Here is a 1345-nt window from a genome sequence, read left to right as displayed (position 1 = left end):
GTGGACGGGGGGCGAACCGGGGTTCGGCCCCGGAGGTGGTACAATGACGGTCGGGTGACACCAGGCTCGCAGTTTCGCATACGGGCCCGGGGCACTCCGACCTTCCCCCCGCCCGGGGCCGACCGGGCCGGGGGCCGGCTGAGCGCCCTTGTTCGGATACGCATCACGGACCGTCCACGGTGATCAGAACCTTGACGTGCTCCAGATCAAGGGAGGCGGAGAAGGCCGCAGCGGCTTCTTCCATGGGGTAGGTGGCGGTGACGATCTCGGCGGTGTCGAAGGAGCCCGAGACGATGAGGGACATGGCGACGCGATAGTCGTCGGCGGTGTACATGAGTGTGCCCTCGATGCGGATCTCCCGGTCCTGGACCAGGTCGAGGCGGACCGGCGTCGAACCTGCTGCCCCCACGCCCACCACGACCACATGGCCGCCCTTGGCCACCAGATCGGTCGCCTGGGCCATGGACTGTCCCCGGGCCACGCAGTCGAAGACGACGTCGACCGGGCCGTCGAGTGCCGCGTGGACCTGGGTGACCAGGTCAGGGGCACCGGCGGGCAGGGCCGTGTCGGCGCCGAGACGCAGCGCCCGGGCCCGTTTGCCCGGCAGCAGGTCGGTGACGGCGATCCGGGCGGCGCCCGCGTGGCGGGCGGCGATGAGCGTGAACAGTCCGATGGGGCCGGCGCCGAGGACGGCGACGGTGCGTCCGGTGAGGTCGCCGACCTTGGCCACGGCATGCACGGGGGTGGCCAAGGGCTCGACGAGGACGGCCTGGAGGTCGGTCATGCCGTCGGGAACGTGGTGGACGCGGTCCGCCGGGATGGTGAACAGGTCGGCCAGGGCACCGGGCGTCTGGCAGCCGAAGACCTTCAGCTCCTGGCAGATGTTGTAGCGGCCGGACCGGCACTGCGCGCACTGGCCGCAGTACAGGTTCGGTTCGACGATCACCCGGTCGCCGGGTGCGAAGTCCTCGGCCCCTGGGCCCGAGGCCACCACGACGCCCACCGCTTCGTGGCCGGGGCGGTAGGGGAGGTCGATGAACGGATGGTGCCCCGCCGCGGCATGGGTGTCGGATCCGCACACGCCGACGACCGTGGGACGTACGAGGAGTTCGTCGTTTCCGGGGACGGGGGCGGGCGCCTGCTCGACGACGATGTCGTCGAGGGAGCGGACGAGTACGCGGCGGATCTGCTGGGGCATGATGGCGGGGTTCCGTTCGGTTCGGGCGGTCACGCGGCGACGAGGCCGGGCTGGACGTGGAGTTTGCGGCCGAGGGGCGGCCGTTGTGGCGCCGCGCCCGGCGCCCCCCCCCGCGTAGCCCCGGGCGGGGGGGAATACCCCGGCCGA

1 protein-coding gene is annotated in these 1345 nt (G+C 72.2%); it reads right to left on the bottom strand.

What is annotated here, in order from left to right; translation table 11 throughout:
• Positions 1-163 precede the first annotated feature (163 nt).
• Complete coding sequence (locus ACFW2E_RS40600) at positions 164-1198, bottom strand: zinc-binding dehydrogenase (RefSeq protein ID WP_384475245.1); 1035 nt, start codon at positions 1196-1198, stop codon at positions 164-166.
• Positions 1199-1345 lie beyond the last annotated feature (147 nt).

Origin of the sequence: Streptomyces sp. NPDC058964, assembly GCF_042741275.1 — a bacterium.
Taxonomy (GTDB): domain Bacteria; phylum Actinomycetota; class Actinomycetes; order Streptomycetales; family Streptomycetaceae; genus Streptomyces.
The sequence above is the reverse complement of the archived record's forward strand: the minus strand, read 5'-3'. Positions and strand labels throughout refer to the sequence as shown.